This is a genomic window from Leucobacter fengyongliangi (genome assembly GCF_052386045.1).
In genome coordinates this window covers 2,046,436-2,064,151 of record NZ_CM126356.1, presented here as the reverse complement: position 1 = coordinate 2,064,151, position 17,716 = coordinate 2,046,436, and the positions used below count along the sequence as shown (strand labels likewise).

General features: G+C 66.7%; 18 protein-coding genes. All 18 read right to left on the bottom strand.

The annotated features are described in order from the left end of the window. Window positions 1–13: 13 nt before the first annotated feature. The gene (locus ACTNFK_RS09820; protein WP_435936985.1) at window positions 14–1,507 is read right to left on the bottom strand and encodes a putative type IV secretion/conjugal transfer ATPase; all 1,494 of its coding nucleotides are present in this window, start codon (window positions 1,505–1,507) and stop codon (window positions 14–16) included. After that, a complete protein-coding gene (locus ACTNFK_RS09815) occupies window positions 1,504–2,319 on the bottom strand; it encodes a hypothetical protein (RefSeq protein WP_435936984.1) in 816 nt (271 codons plus the stop codon). Before ACTNFK_RS09815 ends, ACTNFK_RS09820 begins: the two co-directional genes overlap by 4 nt. 34 nt (window positions 2,320–2,353) lie before the next feature. Further along, window positions 2,354–3,829 carry an SCO6880 family protein gene (locus ACTNFK_RS09810; RefSeq protein WP_435936983.1) on the bottom strand — a complete coding sequence of 492 codons (1,476 nt, stop codon included), beginning with the start codon at window positions 3,827–3,829 and terminating at the stop codon, window positions 2,354–2,356. Window positions 3,830–3,833: 4 nt separating this feature from the next. After that, complete coding sequence (locus tag ACTNFK_RS09805; protein ID WP_435936982.1) at window positions 3,834–5,174, bottom strand: TrbL/VirB6 family protein; 1,341 nt, start codon at window positions 5,172–5,174, stop codon at window positions 3,834–3,836. A gap of 16 nt (window positions 5,175–5,190) precedes the next feature. Next, window positions 5,191–5,463, bottom strand: coding sequence for a DUF6112 family protein (locus ACTNFK_RS09800; RefSeq protein ID WP_435936981.1), 273 nt, complete (start codon window positions 5,461–5,463; stop codon window positions 5,191–5,193). A gap of 145 nt (window positions 5,464–5,608) precedes the next feature. Then, window positions 5,609–5,875 (bottom strand): DUF6112 family protein, encoded by a 267-nt coding sequence (locus tag ACTNFK_RS09795; protein WP_435936980.1) that lies wholly within the window; start codon window positions 5,873–5,875, stop codon window positions 5,609–5,611. Then, window positions 5,875–7,047: a M23 family metallopeptidase gene (locus ACTNFK_RS09790; RefSeq protein WP_435936979.1), complete on the bottom strand. Its 1,173-nt coding sequence runs from the start codon at window positions 7,045–7,047 to the stop codon at window positions 5,875–5,877. The genes ACTNFK_RS09795 and ACTNFK_RS09790 overlap by 1 nt, the downstream gene beginning before the upstream one ends. A gap of 3 nt (window positions 7,048–7,050) precedes the next feature. Beyond that, window positions 7,051–7,713: a hypothetical protein gene (locus tag ACTNFK_RS09785; RefSeq protein ID WP_435936978.1), complete on the bottom strand. Its 663-nt coding sequence runs from the start codon at window positions 7,711–7,713 to the stop codon at window positions 7,051–7,053. Window positions 7,714–7,809: 96 nt separating this feature from the next. Further along, complete coding sequence (locus ACTNFK_RS09780; protein WP_435936977.1) at window positions 7,810–8,916, bottom strand: ParB N-terminal domain-containing protein; 1,107 nt, start codon at window positions 8,914–8,916, stop codon at window positions 7,810–7,812. Then, entirely contained in the window at window positions 8,903–9,784 is an 882-nt protein-coding gene (locus ACTNFK_RS09775; protein ID WP_435936976.1) for a hypothetical protein, read from the bottom strand. The genes ACTNFK_RS09780 and ACTNFK_RS09775 overlap by 14 nt, the downstream gene beginning before the upstream one ends. 93 nt (window positions 9,785–9,877) lie before the next feature. Then, window positions 9,878–10,354, bottom strand: a complete 477-nt coding sequence (locus ACTNFK_RS09770) for a hypothetical protein (protein WP_435936975.1) — start codon at window positions 10,352–10,354, stop codon at window positions 9,878–9,880. Then, window positions 10,351–11,124, bottom strand: coding sequence for a DUF2637 domain-containing protein (locus ACTNFK_RS09765; RefSeq protein WP_435936974.1), 774 nt, complete (start codon window positions 11,122–11,124; stop codon window positions 10,351–10,353). Before ACTNFK_RS09765 ends, ACTNFK_RS09770 begins: the two co-directional genes overlap by 4 nt. Further along, window positions 11,121–12,029, bottom strand: a complete 909-nt coding sequence (locus ACTNFK_RS09760; protein ID WP_435936973.1) for a bifunctional DNA primase/polymerase — start codon at window positions 12,027–12,029, stop codon at window positions 11,121–11,123. Before ACTNFK_RS09760 ends, ACTNFK_RS09765 begins: the two co-directional genes overlap by 4 nt. Further along, complete coding sequence (locus ACTNFK_RS09755; protein ID WP_435936972.1) at window positions 12,029–13,123, bottom strand: ArdC-like ssDNA-binding domain-containing protein; 1,095 nt, start codon at window positions 13,121–13,123, stop codon at window positions 12,029–12,031. Before ACTNFK_RS09755 ends, ACTNFK_RS09760 begins: the two co-directional genes overlap by 1 nt. 187 nt (window positions 13,124–13,310) lie before the next feature. Continuing rightward, complete coding sequence (locus tag ACTNFK_RS09750; protein ID WP_435936971.1) at window positions 13,311–13,661, bottom strand: helix-turn-helix domain-containing protein; 351 nt, start codon at window positions 13,659–13,661, stop codon at window positions 13,311–13,313. A gap of 899 nt (window positions 13,662–14,560) precedes the next feature. After that, window positions 14,561–15,091, bottom strand: a complete 531-nt coding sequence (locus ACTNFK_RS09745) for a flavin reductase family protein (protein ID WP_435936970.1) — start codon at window positions 15,089–15,091, stop codon at window positions 14,561–14,563. Between the two features lie 61 nt (window positions 15,092–15,152). After that, window positions 15,153–16,532, bottom strand: coding sequence for a M24 family metallopeptidase (locus ACTNFK_RS09740; RefSeq protein WP_435936969.1), 1,380 nt, complete (start codon window positions 16,530–16,532; stop codon window positions 15,153–15,155). 173 nt (window positions 16,533–16,705) lie between these two features. Beyond that, a complete protein-coding gene (locus ACTNFK_RS09735) occupies window positions 16,706–17,668 on the bottom strand; it encodes a branched-chain amino acid ABC transporter permease (RefSeq protein WP_445117157.1) in 963 nt (320 codons plus the stop codon). Between the last annotated feature and the right edge of the window lie 48 nt (window positions 17,669–17,716).

Here is a 17,716-nt window from a genome sequence, read left to right as displayed (position 1 = left end):
AACTTACGGGGTTTCAGAGCATCCGAGCGCGCGTGTCGAAGAGTTCGAGTTCAGCGGGGTGGAGCTGGTGCTGGATCAAGTACGAGTGATCCTTGATCTTCCAGAGTCCTTGCCCGATCCCGAGCCCCGGCAGCAGTGACCGTTCGGTGCCCGTCAGGCCGAGTGTCTGCGCGGTCACGCCAAGCTGGTCGCTCTCTTGCCGATAGGTGATCCTCGTTTCGGCGTTCGCGAGCAACGAGGACGCGAGCGCCCGCATCTGGGAGCCCTGATCACCCACGTTTTCTAGGTCGGTGAGCTTGTGGAAGATGAGCAGGTTGCTGATGCCGTAGTGCCTGGCGAGTCGCCATTGCGCATCCATGCGGGCGAGAAGGCTCGGGTAGGACATGAGGCGCCACGCCTCGTCGTAGACGACGAAGCGTTGCCCGCCGGCCGGGTCTTGGAGCGCGGCTTCCATCCACGCGGCCGCGCAAGTCATCAGCACCGCGAGCAGTGCGGAGTTCTCGGCCACTCGGGAGAGATCGAGCGAGAGCATCGGGAGGGTGGGATCGAACTTTTCGGTACTGGGGCCGTCGAACATGCCCGAGAGGTCGCCGACGACGAGCCGGCGGAGTGCGTGCCCCACCATGCGGCCGTCTTCGGCGAGCCTGCCGTCGGGATCGTCGGCCTTCGCAGGTGCGAGGATGCGGTCGACGACCATTGGCAGGATCGGTACCTCCGCGCACCGCACCGCATCGGCGAGGGCAACGTCGATCGCGGTGTGCTCCACCGGCGTGAGGCGGCGGTCGAGCACGGTCTCCGCGAGCGCCCCGATAAGATCCCTGCGACGGGCGGCGACCTGTGCCGCCCAGTCCTCATCCGGGATGCCGGCCGCCCTGTAGCCCTCATCCAACGGGTTCAGGCGAGTCGAGAGCGATGGGCCGAGCACGATGGCACGGCCGCCGACGGCCCGGGCGACGGAAGTATGCTCGCCTTTCGGGTCTCCCGGGATGTAGACGCGACGCCCGAACGGGAGCGCCCGCGTGTAGAGACTCTTCGCGAGCGAGGACTTCCCAGAGCCGACGATACCGGCGAGGATCATGTTCGGGGCGGTGATGACCCCTTGCTTGTAGAGCTGCCAGGGATCGTACACGAAAGAGCCGCCCGAGTAGAGGTCTTGCCCGATGAAGGTTCCGGCTGAGCCGAGCCCGCCTTCCGCGAGGAACGGGTAGTGCCCCGACAGCGTTGCAGAGGTGTCCTGGTGGCGCGGGAGCCGGAACCGGCCCGGTGTGCGCAACGCTGCCGGTCCGTCTTCGCCGGCCCGCGGCAGATAGCGGGTCGCGCGGCGAGCTTCGCGTTCCTCGTCTGCTAGGGCTCGGGCTGCGGCGATGGCGGCGGCTCTTGCTTCGGTTTGGAGGCGGGCCGCGGCTTGTGCGCGGGCTCGGCGGTGCTTGCGCAGTTCCCCTTCCGGGCCGACGAGCACGGAGGTATGGAGCCGGCCCGGCTCGGCTTCGCCTGGTTCGTGGCTCATCGTCCGAGGCCCCGCAGTACGGGCTGGTTCACGTAGTTTTGTCGGTTGATCGTCGGGGTGCCCAGACGTTCCCGCCGCGCCTGACGCGAATCCGCAGCAGCACCGTCGCGCTCGGGGGTGCCGGTCGGTGCGGCGTGGCGGGGTTCTGCGATGCCGAGCAGCACGGGGCTGGGCAGGCTGTCTTCGGCCCGGTAAAGGGCAATGTGCCGGTGATGAGGGTTGTAGACCAGGGTGTACGCATCGAGCGTCGTCACACGGTCGAGCTGTGCGACGGGCACCTTGTCGTAGACGTACCCATTCTCGAGCGCAGCATCGACGGTCTCGTCGCCGAAGTCGTAGCCGGCGAGCTCCTGGATCACGGCATCCGCGCCCCCGACTTCGATCAGGTCGAGCGCGTGGTCGGCTTCGCCCCCCTGCAGGAACACCACGTTGATGAGTCGCGAAGGGGCTTCGTTCGTCTGAACCGTGGGCTGCCAGGCGATCCGGCCAGCCGTCGCCATGCCCGCGTCGAGCCGCCTCTCTGCCTCGCCGATGAGGGCGGCGGCCTGGCGAAGCTCTGCCGCTGCGGTGAGCGCGTCCTGGGTGCCGGCGGCACGATCCCCTGCGTCATCCGCTGCCCGTCCGCGGGGTTCGGTGTGGCCTTTCGCGAACTGGCCGAGCACCTGTTCGAGGGATCTGACCGCGCCGAGCAGATCGCTGAGCATCCCGTACATGCGCTCGGGCTGGTCGAGCACGATGCTCGCTTGGGCGAGGCCGCGCATCGCCTCGTACATCTCGGCCGCGTCGGCGGCAGGATCGGTGAAGGTCGGCATGATCGGGACTCCGTTCGAGAGGAAGTGGCGGTGGTCAGATGGATCGGCACAGCGGCAGTGCCGCCGCGGTGAAGGCCTGGGCTTGTTGTCCGACGAGCCTTCTCGTTTCGCAGGAGGCCTGGATCGCGGCCTGCTCGATCTGCGACACGGCAGCATCGAGCTCGCTCGCAGTCGGCGCCGAGACGGAGACGAGGCCGACGACCCGCAGAACGCCGTGACCTGCGGTGAGCTCCGACTCCTGTTGCAGGACATCGCTGTACTCGGCGGAGGCTTGCGTGTCCTCGACCTGGCCGATCTTCCGCCGTTGCGCTGCGTCGGCGATCATCTCGGTCTTCTTCTTCCGCAGATCCCGCGCCGCCTGATCCGCCCGGACCGGGAGATAGTGCAGCGAGAGCGAACGAAGCACACCTCCGGTGAGAACGAGCGGAGCGAGGAACCCTGGAAAAGTCTGCGCCCTCGGCCACTCGCTGATCCACAGCACCGCGTGATGTGCGCTGTCGGAGCGCAGCCGATCCCACGACTCATTCACCGCGACCGGGCCAGCGATCGCGAGATCCCGGCCCAACTCGCCGTGCCGTTCTAGTGCGGGGCCCGCAGCGGGATCGTAGGCGGTGCGGAGGATGAGTGCGACGTCGCCCGGGGTGAGCCAGCCGGTCATGTGCAGCTCGGCGCTGCGGAGCGCGGTCTGGAACGACTGCATCTCCTGCCGCAGCACCGCGGCCGCGCCCTTCATTCCGCCGCCTGCGGAACGGATCTGTCTGGCGGCGGCGCGCATGTCGATCGACAGCGACACCGTGGTGGCGTGGCGCTCGCCTGCGGGGCCGGCCCGCTCGATGAGTTCCCGGTAGGTGGTCGCCGCCCAGGAGCCGTCGTCGGTGCCGTGCTGCCGCCACCATTCTGTGAGTCCGGATCCGGAATCTGGGAGGGTGCGCTCCATGACCTGAATGCGGGCGATACGGCCCGAGCGGCAGGCAGCGGCGAGCACGCGACCCCAGCCGGTGACGCGGCGCTGCTGCTCGGCGGGGTCCAGGAGCACGAACGCGGGATGCTGCACCCCGCACACCGCGGTGAGGGTCTGCGCGTGCGGGTCGTGGATCATCGCCGCCCCCGTTTCGGGATCGACCCATTCCCTGAGCGCGGCCATGTCGCCGGGGAGCGCGAGCGTGCCGGCGGGGCGGGGCTTCACAACGCGCCGGCGGTATCGGGTCTGCTTCGCCCGGGTGCGGAGCATCCACCGGGTGACGATGGGCGCCCACTCGATGAGCTTCCGCCCGCCGACGGGCACCCATGCGACCGCTACGAGCGACGCCCACGCGGGCGACGACCAGGCGAGGCCCGCACCACCGTTCGTGTAGAGGCCGATGACGACGGTGAGGAGCGCGACGGCGAGGACGATGAGCTGCGAGAGGGAGAGGCCGAGGATGATGCCGCGGCGTGTGAGCCGGGAGAACTGCACCGGTCGCAGCTCGAACCGCTCCGGTGCGGAGGCCGTAGACGCATGCGAGGTCATGGGGTCATCCCTTTCCGGTCGGTGCGGGCGGGGCCTTCGGCGTCGGTGGCGGGAGCACCGCTGGCGGCTGCTGCACCGGCGAGCTCGCCGGCGGCGGGGTCGCCTGCTCAGACGCGCTGCCAGCGTGGGAGTCTGCGGCATTCCCGATCGCTCCGCCGAGCTTCAGCCCGGCGGTCGCGGTCTCCTTCACGACGATCGCCCCGGCCACCACCGCAGCAGCAGGGCCAGCCGCGGCTGCACCGCCCGCAGCACCGCCACCTGCCGCACCGGCACTCCCGCCTGCGGCAGCCCCGCCGCCGCTCGCAGCCGCGCCGCCACCAGCCGCCGGCGCCGCCGGTGCGGGAGCGGATGCAGGGGTGGTCTTCGGGGCGGTCGCGCCTGGGTCCGCGCCGTCGAGGACTTGCTTGGGGGCGGAACCGGATGGTTTCGACGGGAGCGGGATCGGCCGGTTGAGGGCATTCTTCGCTTCCTGCTCCATCGACGCGGCCTGGTACATGTCGAAACCGACGAAGCTCAGGAACTTGTACGCCATGTACGGTGCGAAGGCTGCGACGAACAGCAGCACTATTCCGGCGATGGGCTCGGAGAGGGATTTCAGGTCGAGGCTGATGGGGGCGGCGACCTGGGTGGTGGCAATCAGGAAGATCACCACGATCACGAGCTTCGACGCGATGAGCGCGACGACGAAGGTCGCCCACTTCCCGAACCAGCCGCGCGAGGCCTCCCAGGTGAGGCCCGACAGCGCGATCGGCCCGAACACGATCGCGACCAGCAGCAGCGCTTTGCGGATGAGGAGGGAGAACCAGAGAATGAAGACTCCTGCGACCATGAGGCCGGCGAGGAAGATCGTGAGCAGCACCCCGGCTCCGCCGGTCGCGGGCGTCACCGCCGTCGCGCCGATGAGGAGCGCCAGCCGGTCGCCCATGCTCTCGATGGTCTGCCCGGTGGCCTGGATGATGCCGACGCACAGCTGGTCGGTGATCTCGAGCAGAAGTGCGGTGCAGGTGATGAGCACGAACGATCCAAGCACGGACTTGGCGACGCCGGTGGCGGCGTGGGAGAGGGCGGAAGGGTCGCGGCGGGCGAGGCCGGTGATGAGCTGGAAGCAGAAGAACAGCACGGTGATGAACACGGCGATGCCGAACAGGATGTTGTAGACCTTCACATACCCGTCCGAAGTGACATCGACCGAGGTGGTGGTGGAGAACACCTCCCACATGCCCTGGAACAGGGTGGACACGGCGAGGCCCATCGCCGACGCGATCCATCCGAAGAAGAGCCCGGCGGGTCCTTCACCGATCGTGGTGCAGACGGTGGAGATACCGGGGATGTCGCAGATACTCACCCTGAACCACCGCCGGTTAGCTGACGGCCTGGCCGACGGTCCAGAAGAAGTTGATCAACGTGACCGCAGCCCCGCACAGCACGGCCGCACCGCAGGACACCAGCACCCCCGTTTTCCCTCTCGATGCCAAGTGCGGGTTTGAGGAGTTCGCGCCGAGACCCCAGACGATCGCTGAGACGATCAGCGCGAGGACGCTGAGAATCAATCCCACGGTCATCACGGCGCCCACGATGTCGCGCAGTTGCGCGATCCCTGGAAGCCCGTCGCTGTTCGGGTCGATATCGATCATGGTGAAGCGCTCCTGCCAGTCAGAGAGATGGACGCGAACCGTCCGACAAGCAGGTGCACAAGCCGATCCCGGCGAGATCGCAGCCTCGCGTTCTCACGCGGAACGGAACCAAGGCGAGCAAGCGGCCCGTTCCGGGCCACGGGCCTCAGATGTGGTCGCCGACGGTTAGGAGGAAGTTGGTCCAGGCGATGCCGGCACCGGCGAGGGCTGCGGTGCCGAGGGCGACGAAGACGCCGACGCGGGCTTTCTGCGCCGTGTAGGGGTTCCCCGTCGAGGACGACACCGCCCACACGATCGCGGAGACGAGGAGGGTGAGCACGGCGCCGATGAGGATGATCGTGAGGAGCGCACCGATCACGGACGCGAACTCATCGGACGCGCCGACGGCTCCGAAGTCGGGAAACACGTTCATCACAGACCTCCCACGTTCGCACGGCATCCGACCGCGGTGCTCGTGCCGTCGCTGGGCACTGCCCCGTGCAGGGCGAACCACTCGATCGCGTTCACGGGCGGCTGACCTCGCCCGCCGGGGCGGATCTCGACGTGCAAATGCGGGCCGGTCGAACGACCCGACGACCCGACATCGCCGATGTGCTGCCCGGCCGTCACGGTCTCGCCGGCCGTGACGTAGATCCCGTGCTGCCACATATGCGCGTAATAGGAGGCGACGCGGGCACCCTTCACGGTGTGCTCGATCACGATGAGCCCACCCCAGGCGGCACTGAACTCGGCGACCGCGACGCGGCCGTCTGCGACGGCGAAGATCGGGGTGCCGTCGGCCGCCGCAAGATCCGAGCCGGAATGGAACTCGCGCTCCCCGGTGAAGGGGTCGCTACGCCACCCGAAGCTATCGGTGCTTGTGTAGCTGCCGTCCGGGAGCGGGAACACAACACGCGACGTCTCTGGCACCTGCCCGCCACCCCCGTTGCCGCTGTTGCTACCGGGAGCGGGGGTGGTGAGGGCGGTGAGGATCGCCTCGGCGACGGGCTGCCAGTTCCGGTACCGGTCGGGATAGGCGCTGACCTCGACCGCCTGCGCCGCAGCGCCCGGGTCCATGGACTGCCAGCCGGGAATGTCGAGCAGGCCGCGCGGCGTGGGGTAGTTCGGCCCGTCCTTCCCGCCATAGAACGCCTGGGCCTGATACACCGGGTTCATGAGTTCTGCGACCGTGCCCCAGCCTGCGGCGGGGCGCATCTGGAACAGGCCCAGGCTGTCGTGATCGGCGGCGTCGCCGTCGTTCGGGAAGCCAGCGGATTTGGGGTAGGCGCTCGTGTTGGCGAGCATCCGCAGCCGTGATTCGGTGAGCGCCGCCATCAGCGCAACACGAACGCCGGCCTGCCCGACACCAGGGATGCTAGCTCCGGTGGTGATGATCGTCGCCGCGTGAGTGAGTTGCCGCTTGTCGAGCGTGACCGGGGTGCCGTCGGCAGTCTTGGCGGTGAGGCTCTCGGGGATGGGGCCGACCACGAGTGAGCCGGTGAGGCAGAACCCGGCCGGCCCCATGAACGCGCCCAGGCCCACGAGCGCGGTGGACGGGCCGATGCAGAACAGCGCCAGCAGGAGGACGAGCAGCTTCTTCGCCATGAGCTACGACATCGGGGTGTCGACGGCCGAGAGCCGCAGCAGCCGACAGGAATCACCCGAGGGGCAGGCGGCGAAGATCGTGAACGACACCGGGCGGGCATCCGAAACGTCCTGGCCTTCCCAGGAGCCTACGCGGTGCCGGCTGCCGGTGATCGTGTAGGCGGCCGCACCAGGCGGAAGCGTGCCGGGCCGAGCGTTGGCGACGACCCCCGGCCATGTCTCGGGGACGGTGATCGTGTCGATGGTGAGCCATTGCCGGGTCTCGTAGTTCCGCAGCTCGCCCCATGCCGTATCGTCTGGGAAGTAGGCGCGGAGGTCCGCTGCAAGGCCGGGCGCTTCCTCGCGATCAGCGACATCGACGATCGCTTGCATGTACTCGTGCGCGCCGTAGCCGAGGCCGGTGTCCCATGCGAACAGTCCCTCCGCCACCGAGCGAGAGAACCGTTCAGCTTCCGTGCTCTCCGGCTTTGGGCGGGGTGTGAGGTCCCGGCCAGGTTCCGGAGCCTTCGTCGACGTGCTGTGGGTGTCCGGTGCGGGCTGAGCGGCGGGGCCGCGCAGCAGCCCGTAGACCCCGATGCCGACGAGCAGGGCGAGTACGAGGCCGCCTCCGATCAGGGCGATGCGGAGGCGACGCGACGACTGCTCCGGTGCGGTGGGCTGACGCATGAGACGGGGTTCCTTCCGAGGAACGGCTGGATTCGGTACTCGGAAGGTGCACCCGCGCACCCGCGATGAGGGAAGCTGAGGTCGTGGCTGCCGTCGTCAGATCGCGTGCGCAGACGGGGTATCGGTGACCGTGCTCTGGGCGCGTGCGGTGCGGATGAGGGCGAAGAAGGCGACGGTCTCGGCGAGCACCGCTTCGGCGCGCTCCCACTCCGCCACGGTGAGTTCGGATGCGAGGACGACGGGATCGTGCTTCTTCGTCCATCCGTCCATGTCGGCCCAGAGCGCGACGAAAGCGCGCGGCGGCAGTACGACGAGCGTCAGCTTCGGACGCTCCACCGTTCCCGCCCGCTTCTTCTCCTTGCTGTGGCCTTCGGCGGTGACGCGGGCGATCGCTTCGGCAGCGAGTGCGGCGAGTTCCGCCGTGCGGGCCTCCTGGCCGGCCGCCGCCCGCACTTCGGCCGCCGAGGAGACGGCTTGCGTTCTCACGGTTTCGGGCTGGGCAGGGTCGGCGGCGATCCGGTCGAGTTCGTCCAGGGAGAGGACGGTGTTCATGCGCAGGTGCGCGCCGTGCACTTTCCCGCCCGCCTCGATCCGGGCAAGCTCGGCCATGGCTTGAGAGCGGATGTGGCCGGGACGGGTCTCGTCGTGGGCGAGATCCTTCAGGCGGCCGATCTGTTCGAGCATCGTCTGCGACCCACGCCCGGTGACCATGCGTGCTGCCTGCACCCGGGCTTCGCCGGCCGATCGCGGTGCCGTCGATTCGACGGCACCGGATACTTCCGCGGAATCCTCGGGTGCTGCGCCTTCCGCACCGAATCTTGTGGCAGCCTGGCGGCGTGCCGCATCCTCTGCCAGCACGACCTTCAGCTCGCGGTACAAGGATTCTGCTTCGATCAGGGAGAGCGGCTTGTGGAGGGAGTTGTCGTTCTGCTCCGCGAGGAGCTGGGAGAGCCGGTCGGATAGGTTCGAGCGCACCCACACGTTCGTGGACCGCTGCCCGAGGAAGCGCAGCGCTTCGAGCCGGCGGCGTCCGCACACCAACGCCCCGTCTGGGGTGACGGTGATCGGCTGCAGCAGGCCTTCGTTCCGGATGGACTCGGCGAGCGCTGGAATGTCGCCGAGGTCGGTGCGGTGGCGCTTGCCGACGGTGATGGAATCGAGGGAGCGTTCCAGCTCGATATGGCCGGGGCTACTCGCGGCCACGGCACCCACCCCCGTCGGGTGCCGCCAGCACCACCTCCGAGAGCACCCTGTCGTCGGTGAGGAACGCGCGGAGCGGTTCGCCGGTGACGAGGCGATGCAGGACACCGCGTGCGGCACTGGTGTGCGCGTGGTTCGGGTCTTGTGTGCCGAGCACGACTTTCAGCATCGTCAGCCAGGAGGTGGTAGGGATGTCGAGGAGGGCGCGGGCGTGGTAGTCGCGGCGCAGCGACTCGAAGGCCTGAGCCCGCGACGCCGATTCCGCAAGTCGGGTCATGATGTATTCGATCCCGACCCGTGCCGCCTCCACTGGCCAGCCGAGCAGATGGAACAGAGCGACCGTGTCTTCAATAGCCTGCGCGACCTGCACAGACGTTTTGCTGTCGTCCGGGGCTTCGACGGAGTCGGGGGGCGGGATGGCGAGGCTGTGGTGGTAGTCGGTGAGCGGGTTCTCCCGGTCCGAGAACCGTTCGGCGTCGTGGTGTGCGGAGAACTTCGGCCGGCGTGCTTGGTGCACCGAGCAGAGTAGCCCGTTCGCGCGCTCCTCGGCGATGCAGGTGATCTTGACGGCTCGGGTGATGACCGCCCACGGGTCGTCGGCGCGGCGGACGGCGCCGGTGCGCATCGCGTCGAACGCGGCCGCAGCTGCCTCCCACGGGTCGAGGCCGTGCCGGCGCGCGAGGGCGGCGTACTTGTCGGCGGCGTACTGCATGAGCGCTGCGACCTCGGGATCGTGCCGCCACGCCCACTGGCCCTCCTCGTGCAGGCGGATAAGCAGGGCACGCAGCCCCTCGGAATGCTCGAACCCCCGCCGCACGCCCGGTGTTCCGGGCTGCGCGGCAGGGGTTCTCGTGCTGCTGGTTCTCTTCATGGTCGTGGCACCTCCTACAGACGAGGTGCACCCGGCCTGCATGGGGCCGGGAAGGTCCTGCGCGAATACGCGACTGGTGGCGTTCATGGCGGATCACCTCAGACCCATGCCCGAACGCTCCTGCCCAGGGGCGCGGCGGGCACGGCGGCCCGAGATCGACAGATCAGGCAGACGCTGAGCGCGTTCGCTGCGGCGTTCGGCGCGATCCTGCTTTCGTCCGGTACGCGCGTCGCGAACCCGCTGCCCGAGCTCGGCGCGCAGATCGACTCCCCAGCCCGTGGCCCCCGAGCCGCCCTGCATCGCGAGCTCGGTCGGGCGCACCCACCGCACCTGCGTGCGCGGCTTCTCTTCGGCGCCTGCCTCGGGTGCAGGGGTCTCGGCCTCCGCCTCAGAAGCGTTCAATGTGGGATCGCGATGCACGGCGAGCATCGACCGCTCCGCCTCTGCAACCTCTGCCGCCACCGGGTCTGTCGAGCGGGCGGTTTCTGATTGCATGGCCGCCGCAAGCGCAGGATGCAGGCGCGACCGCGCCGCCTCCGGCCCGCCGACGGGCTGGTATTCAGGGTTCATGAGGCTTCCTCCTCGCTCTCGGTGGATGTCGCATCAACGGGATGCGCCATCGGTTCTGCTTCGGGGCTGCCACCCGCTTTCTCGCCTCGCTGGTCGGTGTCGTGAGCGAACCATCGGCCGACGGTCGAGGGGTGGACTTCGAGGTAGCGGGCGATCTTCTTGTTCGACCAGCCTCCCGACCGCAGCGCCCCGGCCACCTCGCGGCCAGTCCAGCCATCCAGCACGGCCTCGCTCGCCCAAACGTGATCCTGCACCGGAATCGCCAAGGGCTCGTGCTCCGGCGGCGCGACGATCGCAGGCACGCCGATCAGCGGCACCTTGGAGTCGACATCAGCCGATATGGCTCCCTCGGTGGCGGGTTGATACCGGGTGAGGATCACCGTGAGGTGCGTGATCGCGAGCAGCACCAGCGGTGGCACCGCCGCCACACACGCCGCGAGCACCGCGGGCACATCGGCGTCCGCCGCGACGATCGCGTGAATCGAGTTCGCCGTCACCGACAATCCGGCACCGCAGATCAGCAGCAGCCACGGATACCACGCAACCCGGGTGCCGGCGAGGGCAACGACGGCGACGGTCGCGACGACGATGATGCCGTCCACGATCAGCGGCCACGCCCACGCCTGCCCGGCATCGATCCCGGACCGGCGGGCGAGATCGGCCAGTGCGGTGAAGCTGAGCCAGAACGCCCCGGCCGCGATCAGCACGGTGCCCGCGACCGCCGTCATCACCGCGAGCCGACCACCCCGTCGTGTCGTCGTGTCGTTCATGCGAGTACCCGCCCTCGACCGACTGAGGTGCGCTGCGCGCCCGGCCGCGGTGGCCCCGCTGCCGATGCCGACGGTACGGGGGTGGGGCCGCGGTAAGCGGAGCGGATCGTGCGCTCAACCTCCCGCGGCGGCAACCCGATTCCTTCCGCGACCGGACCCAGCGCCTCGAACGCATCGGACAGGGCGACACCGTTCTCGGCGAGGCGGCACGACGCCCAGAACAAGCCCTGATTCCTCTCGCCCTCACCTTGTCCTTCCAGCCACGCCGCGATGCGCTGAGTGCGCTCTTCGAGCGTGCCGCTGAACGGGCGCGCCTCCCATGACGAACGCTGCGGTGGCCGCGGGTCCAGGAACTCCCGCAACGCGCCGGCATTGACGGGCTGCACGTCGCCGGTAGCAAGGTCGAGGAGCTGATACGCGACCACCTCGCCGCCGACCACCGTTCGAGACGGTGGGGCGACGATGTATCCGGCAGTACCACGGTAATCGAGCTGCGCGTTCCCCGACGCCCACGAGCGTTGCTCCATGTCAGCCGCCGGATAGTAGACGTGGAGCCCACCCGAAGGGGTGACGACGTGCGCCGCCCAGCCGTCGAGGAAGCCTGCCTGCGTGGCTCGCTGCCAAGAGACGGGCCCGCGAGGTTCGTCGCCCTTCACGTCGACATCGACGACTTCGATACCGGAGGCAGGGCCGGTCGGGATGCCGATGTTCGCCTCCGGCCAGCGCCGCCACCACGCACCCACCTGGGCCGTGTCAGCGGTCGCGTCTTTGAAGCCGTGCGCCACGAGCGGCCGCTTCTCACCGGGCACGCACGGGAACACCGGCACCCCGAGACCCGCATAGTGCTGCGCGGCATCCGCCAGCGACAGGCCGGCGACCGGGCCGAGGAGCTGTTCGGCATCCATCACAGCCCCCGAACCGAGGCCAGGGGCCGCGCTGTCTGTGCTGGTTTTCGTGCAGCGGGGCGTGCCGGTGGCTTTCGTTCGGCCTGCTTCGCAGTCGCGCGCTCGGGGGCGTCGCGGGTGAGGCCGGGTGGGGTGCCGTCGCCGATCTGCACGGTGTCGAGCTGGTCCAGGATCTCGAGCGCGACTTTCCGCACGCGCTCGGCCGTGGCCTGCACGATCTGGATCGGGTTCTTCCCGTCGGCGGCCATCGCCCACCCCGAAACATACGGGATCGTGTAGGCGCTCGTATCCATGCCGTGCGCGGCACCGACCATGAGCGCGACCGACTCGGCCTCCACTTCGCCGATCCCGCGATGCTGCCGCGCCTCCACCTGGTAGGGGCCGTGCATCTTCAGATGCGCGAGCTCGTGCACGAGCGTTTTCACCTGGGCGGCATCGTCCATGTTCGTGCGGACCGCGACCTGACGGTCATCGAACTTCGTGATGCCGTTCGCACCGTGGATCATGCCATCGTGCGGCACCGGCATGAACGTGAATCCGGCCTCCTCGACCTGCTGGATCAGACCCTCGCGAAGGCCGGCCGGCGCTTCGCCTGCGAGGAGCTGCGGTGACGGTGGGAGAGGCACGTCGGGGCCGGTGGTCTGGGAGATGTCGAAGACGTGGGCGACTTTCGCGCCGACCATCTCGGATTTCACTTTCTCGCCCGGCAGTGGAGCTTCGCGGGGTGCGAGCTGGCGCCATGACATCGGATTCGCCGGGGTCTTCGAAGCGAACTTCCCGATCACTGGGGCGAGGATCGCGTACCCCTTCTGGCCCTTTTCGACGTGGCGACCGAGCTGCTCCCACTGCCGGAACCCCGCCACATACGTCGGCATTGGTGCCGGGACCCGGCCGGTCTCCCACGCGGCCTGATGCTGCGCGAAGATCAGCCACGAGTTGTTCACAGAACGCGACCGGAACTTCGCAGCGAACGACAGCGCCCGCTTCCAGTCCTCGCCCGTGACGAGGTTCTCGACCTGCGCGTTGAGATGCTCGCGCACCTCGTCAAGCTTCGCTTCCCGCGACTGCGCTGGATTGTGATTGAGTGCAACCATGATGCCCTCTCATCCTTGATTGGCCACGTTTCTACGTCGCTCCACAGATCAGGTGCACCAGCTTCGTCCGTGAAGTCCGCTCTCGGGAGGCTCCGACAACGCGCTGTACAAGGGTCTAGCTCAATCAAGGCACGAGGTCGATGTTGAACTCCGTAGGCTGGTTCAATTCCCGAGTTTCGTGGGTTATTTAACGAAGGACCTGGCCAGAAAAATGTCGCTGCATATCGCGACAGGCAACACAAATATGACTGGCTATTGCGCGACGGTGAGGGCGAAGGCGATAGTGCGAAGGGGTCATGCCGAACCGCCGCGTAAACCAGGCTGCAGCAACACGGGGATCAGTCCACCCCACAGTGCGCGCAGCTTGCTCAACGGAAAGATCGGTCTCATCTATCAGTCGTGTGAACTCGACTAGACGAATGCTAGTTAAGTAGCGCATTGGCGGCGCACCGACTTGAGTGACGAACTGACGAGTGAGCTGGTTCCTCGAGATCTGGACAGCATGGGCAAGTCTGCTCACTGTCCAACTCTCGTTCATACTTGCCCAAAGGAGTTCTGTGGCGCGGCCCACGTAGCCAATGGAAGATGTATCAGAGAGGCGTCCCGCAACAGGGGATCTCAGAGTTCGGGGCTCTGCAATCGCACTTTGGTGAGAGACAAAGGTAGGAACAATTTTTCTCATCCAACGCGCAAAGAGTTCGACTGTGCTGATGGCAACTACCTCGGGCGAATCGACGCCGGCCAGGCCCGCGATCTGCCGCCAGAGAGGCTCTATCTCCTCGAGCGCCCTCAGTCCGGGGTTAAGGACTATCGGAGCGCCGTCCCACTCGAGAGGGTGTAGCCCGTGAGAGACACGGGACCTGTCTGGGAGAAACCATCCCATCACGGTTCGGAAGAATCGTTCGTCTAGGTACGCTGTCCAGAGACGCGTACGAGAGTGCGGCAGCAGCCTGCACCAGCGCCCGGCCCCCAGACACAAGGTCATGCCGGGATCAAGAGTTGCGAAACCGCCCAGAGTCTCAATCGAAACGTGTCCCTCGAGAACGTGAATGATTTTGGCCTGACAGAACGCAGCCCGCTGGGTAGGAGTGGTGCGGATACTCTCGACGGTTGTGAGAATTGGATGGGAAAGAGGCGCTGAAGCACTGAGTTTAGTGCTGGTCATTGGGAATGTGGTGGTCCGATTCGGAGTTGGGCAGGAATCACGGAGAGCGCCACCGACGTAGTGTGGTTTGCGGAATCCCGAGCTTCGGCAGTGCCTGTCGGTCCCATGCGCCGGCCAGGCTCAGTGAGAATGTCCGGCCAGTCAGAAGCACACCTGTCACGGAATTGGATTGTTGCTGGTATCCAAACACCATCAAATTACTAATTGATGAGTCCCGGCGTTGAAAGGGATTGCAGGTATTGCAACGCCGGGACGCAGTAGAAGGACCCGATTCAACCAAGTCGGGAATGTTCGCCCAATGCATGCCAGGTGCGATTGTGGTAAACGAGGGGAAGACGATCGTCGTGCTCGACGTCCTCACGGGGCTTGGCTTGAAGTGCTTCGACGACAACGAGTGTTGATCCGTTAATGTCCAGTCGGCCAATAATTCGGCCGCGGAGCCACTCGCTAGCTTCTGGATAGTACGGCTCACCGGTGGGGAGGCGGTCCCAGTTGACGTCCTCGCCGAAACGGTCGACTCCGCTCGTCGATGCAAGCTTTGCTAGCTCGACCTGATCTGCGGTCAGCATATGGACGACCAATGTACCTGCTTCGCGGATGACGGGCGTTGCAGAGGAACGGGGAGATGCGGAGAATACTAGAGTCGGAGGAGCAATACCCACAGAGGAAAGTGAGCTGACTGTCATTGCAACCGGACCGTTCCCGGCATCTGCGGTGACCACGGCCACTCCGGCGGGATGGTGTCGAAAAGCAAACTTGAAGTCCTCGGCAGAGACGCTGGTGGTCAGTGCTGCATCAATCATGAATGTCTATCTTTCTCTTTCGGGGTTGTGCCACATGACGGTAGAGGAGAGTGGGCAAACGCTATGCGTCGCCGCGGCCCCAGGAAGTGTTCAGGTGCGACTGCGAGTCGCGCAGCGTCGGCAGGTCTGCGCCGACCGCGTGGTAGCGGGGCCCCGCGACGAGCAGCTCCTCGGCCGGGAACTTGGTGATGACCTCGCAGCCGTCGGCGGTCACGACGACCTCCTCCTCAATGCGCGCCGCGCCGATGCCGTCGGCCGACGGCCAGTAGGTCTCGAGCGCGAACACCATGCCCTCCTTCAGCTCCTCGGGGTGCTCGAACGAAATGAGGCGCGAGAAGATCGGCTTCTCCCAGATCGACAGGCCCACGCCGTGCCCGTACTGCAGGGCGAAGGCCGCCTCCTCGTCCGGGAAGCCGAACTCTTCTGCCTTCGGCCAGACCGCGCAGATGTCGGCGGTGGTCGCGCCCGGGCGCACGAGGGCGATCGCGCGGTCCATGTATTCGCGGGCCCGCGTGTAGGCGTCGACCTGGGCGGGGCTTGCCGAGCCGACCGCGAAGGTGCGGTAGTAGCAGGTGCGGTAGCCCTGGTGGCTGTGCAGGATGTCGAAGAACGCCGGGTCGCCGGGGCGGATCAGGCGGTCCGAGAACACGTGCGGGTGCGGCGAGCAGCGCTCGCCCGAGATCGCGTTGACGCCCTCGACGTACTCCGAGCCGAGGTCGTAGAGCTTCTTCGCGACGAGGCCGACCGTCTCGTTCTCGCGCACGCCCGGCTTCAGGAACTGGTACAGATCGGTGTAGGCGGCGTCGACCATGGAGCACGCCTGCGTCAGCAGCTTGATCTCCTCGTCGATCTTGACCGCGCGGGCGTTCAGGAACACCTGCTGGCCGTCGACGATCTCGATGCCGGCCTGCTGCATGGCGAAGAGGATCGGCAGCTCGATGAGGTCGACGCCCAGCGGTTCGCCCAGCAGCCCGAACCTCTCCAGCTCGCGCTTGACCTTGCGCGCCACCTCCTCGGCGATGCCCGCGTCGGGCGGGAACGCCCCGCGCAGGGTCGAGATCCCGGCGCGGGCGCCCGACTCGAGCCGCATCCTCTTGGCGCCGTGGTGCGGGGCGTGCGGGTCGGCGTCCATCTCGGCGGTCGTCGTGTGCAGCCACGGGTTGTAGAGGTCGTGGTGCTTCGCGGCCGACCCGAAGTCCCACACGATCGGGTCGCTGTGGCGGGTGAGCAGGGCGAAGCGGATCGCCTTGTCCATCGCCCAGGTGCCGATGTGCGTGGCCGACATGTAGCGGATGTTCGAGAAGTCGAAGGCGAGGATCGCACCCATGCTCGACTTCTCGAGCTCGGCCTTCAGCCGCGCCAGGCGTCCGTCGCGGAGGCGTTCGAAGTTGATCCGCTCCTCCCAGTCGACTGCGTTGGTGCCGTACGTTGGAATTGGCATACTCGCACACCTTCCGTTGGTGGTGGGTCGCTCATAGCGATTTCTATGGGCGATTGGGAAACATCATGTTTATTCTAGCTTAACAATAAAGAAGTGTGTATTTGCAATAGTTGATTCACAATTAATATTGCACATGACTTCGCCCTAGCATTGAGCGCTACCGGAGTGACCAATTAGTTTCTGAACAGAGGTGCACGTGAATCAACAGGTGTGTCGAACCTTTGGGCGACGTGGTATCCAACTGGGAAAAGCCTGAAGCCCGTCTTCTGGCTGAACGCGCCCCAGAGTCCCTTCGGGAACCATGCAGCAGCGCAGATGGCTAGAACGCCTAGCAGCATTAGGTACCAGGTCCCCATCTCCGCAAGAAACTGCTGCATTGCGAAAAAGACAAGTGCCCCGATCAGGGGTCCTTCAAGATAGCCGATGCCGCCGATGATGACGATGAAGATCATGTACGCCGACCACGAAACACTGAAGATCGCGTCCGGCTGAACGCGAAGCGCGTCCACGACGAGAATGCCGCCCGCCAGGCCGCACCCGGCGGCCGACACCAGATAGACGATGCGCTTGATCCGCGTCGCGTCAATGCCGCCTGCCCGTGCCGAGACTTCGTCATCGCGAATCGCGGTGAGCGCTAGCCCGATCCGGCTTCGCAGCAGCCAGAAGCAGCCGAGGACGGTCAGGATCGCAATGCCGAGAGCGAACCAGTAGGTGAGAGCGCTTCGCATGACCGGATCCAGTCCCGAAAGACCAACCAGCGATTTTCCGTCAGCGCCGCCCACGAATTGGAACTTGATCATGACGAGTCGATAGACCTCGGCGATCACCCATGTTCCGACGGCGAAATAGTCACCACGCAGGCGGAAGGCGAGCCAGGAGGTCGGAAGTGCGAGCATCGCCGAGGTCAGCGCGCCGAAAAATACGCCGATCAGGGGATGGACCCCGAGATCCGCCATAACGATGACCGTATAGGCGCCGATGCCAATGTAGGCCTGCTGGCCTATCGACACGAGTCCTCCGAAGCCCGCGAGGAGATTCCACATGCTTGCGATGATCACCAGGACGAACAGCATCACCATTGACGAGGTGACGGATTGGTATACCACGTAGGGCATCATGACGAGGCCGACTGCCACGAGTCCCAGGGCGACGAAGCTCAGGTTTGAAGATCGCCGCGACCGGCG

What these genes read in the sequence shown, in the direction of transcription:
- ACTNFK_RS09820 (WP_435936985.1), bottom strand. Translation starts at nt 1,507, where the DNA reads ATGAGCCACGAACCAGGCGAAGCCGAGCCGGGCCGGCTCCATACCTCC.
- ACTNFK_RS09815 (WP_435936984.1), bottom strand. Translation starts at nt 2,319, where the DNA reads ATGCCGACCTTCACCGATCCTGCCGCCGACGCGGCCGAGATGTACGAG.
- ACTNFK_RS09810 (WP_435936983.1), bottom strand. Translation starts at nt 3,829, where the DNA reads ATGACCTCGCATGCGTCTACGGCCTCCGCACCGGAGCGGTTCGAGCTG.
- ACTNFK_RS09800 (WP_435936981.1), bottom strand. Translation starts at nt 5,463, where the DNA reads ATGATCGATATCGACCCGAACAGCGACGGGCTTCCAGGGATCGCGCAA.
- ACTNFK_RS09795 (WP_435936980.1), bottom strand. Translation starts at nt 5,875, where the DNA reads ATGAACGTGTTTCCCGACTTCGGAGCCGTCGGCGCGTCCGATGAGTTC.
- ACTNFK_RS09790 (WP_435936979.1), bottom strand. Translation starts at nt 7,047, where the DNA reads ATGGCGAAGAAGCTGCTCGTCCTCCTGCTGGCGCTGTTCTGCATCGGC.
- ACTNFK_RS09785 (WP_435936978.1), bottom strand. Translation starts at nt 7,713, where the DNA reads ATGCGTCAGCCCACCGCACCGGAGCAGTCGTCGCGTCGCCTCCGCATC.
- ACTNFK_RS09775 (WP_435936976.1), bottom strand. Translation starts at nt 9,784, where the DNA reads ATGAAGAGAACCAGCAGCACGAGAACCCCTGCCGCGCAGCCCGGAACA.
- ACTNFK_RS09770 (WP_435936975.1), bottom strand. Translation starts at nt 10,354, where the DNA reads ATGAACCCTGAATACCAGCCCGTCGGCGGGCCGGAGGCGGCGCGGTCG.
- ACTNFK_RS09765 (WP_435936974.1), bottom strand. Translation starts at nt 11,124, where the DNA reads ATGAACGACACGACGACACGACGGGGTGGTCGGCTCGCGGTGATGACG.
- ACTNFK_RS09760 (WP_435936973.1), bottom strand. Translation starts at nt 12,029, where the DNA reads ATGGATGCCGAACAGCTCCTCGGCCCGGTCGCCGGCCTGTCGCTGGCG.
- ACTNFK_RS09755 (WP_435936972.1), bottom strand. Translation starts at nt 13,123, where the DNA reads ATGGTTGCACTCAATCACAATCCAGCGCAGTCGCGGGAAGCGAAGCTT.
- ACTNFK_RS09750 (WP_435936971.1), bottom strand. Translation starts at nt 13,661, where the DNA reads ATGAACGAGAGTTGGACAGTGAGCAGACTTGCCCATGCTGTCCAGATC.
- ACTNFK_RS09745 (WP_435936970.1), bottom strand. Translation starts at nt 15,091, where the DNA reads ATGATTGATGCAGCACTGACCACCAGCGTCTCTGCCGAGGACTTCAAG.
- ACTNFK_RS09740 (WP_435936969.1), bottom strand. Translation starts at nt 16,532, where the DNA reads ATGCCAATTCCAACGTACGGCACCAACGCAGTCGACTGGGAGGAGCGG.